Origin of the sequence: Viridibacillus soli, from assembly GCF_016612995.1 — a bacterium.
GTDB lineage: Bacteria > Bacillota > Bacilli > Bacillales_A > Planococcaceae > Viridibacillus > Viridibacillus soli.
Window position 1 is genome coordinate 1 of record NZ_JAEOAH010000100.1, and the last position, 460, is coordinate 460.

Annotated in this window: 1 protein-coding gene; it reads left to right on the forward strand. The window is 38.5% G+C overall.

The window, feature by feature from the left end:
* Positions 1 to 460: DDE-type integrase/transposase/recombinase (locus JFL43_RS22170; protein WP_200750728.1), on the forward strand; the 460-nt coding region annotated here is incomplete at both ends.

Genomic DNA, 460 nt, shown 5'->3' on the forward strand with positions numbered 1-460 from the left:
TAGCCAATGTTTTAAATCGTGAATTCCAACAAGAAAAAGAGTTATCAGTTTTAGTCAGTGATTTAACATACGTACGCGTCGGGAAAAAATGGCATTATGTATGCTTATTTGTTGACCTCTTTAACCGTGAATTAGTCGGCGCAAATGTGGGTCCGAATAAAGACTCAAACCTTGTATATAAAGCGTTGAGTAGCATTAAAGGCAGCTTAACCAATGTGCAATTATTCCATACCGACCGTGGTTCTGAATTTGATAATCAGCTAACGGCAGAAACGACAGAAGCATTTGGTATCCAATGTTCACTTAGTGCGAAAGGATGCCCGTATGATAATGCCGTGGCCGAAGCAACATATAAAAGCTTTAAAATCGAATTTGTGTACCAACGCACTTTCCTCTCTCTTGAACAGCTTGATCTTGAACTTTGGGATTATGTGAATTGGATTAACAATATTCGGATTCA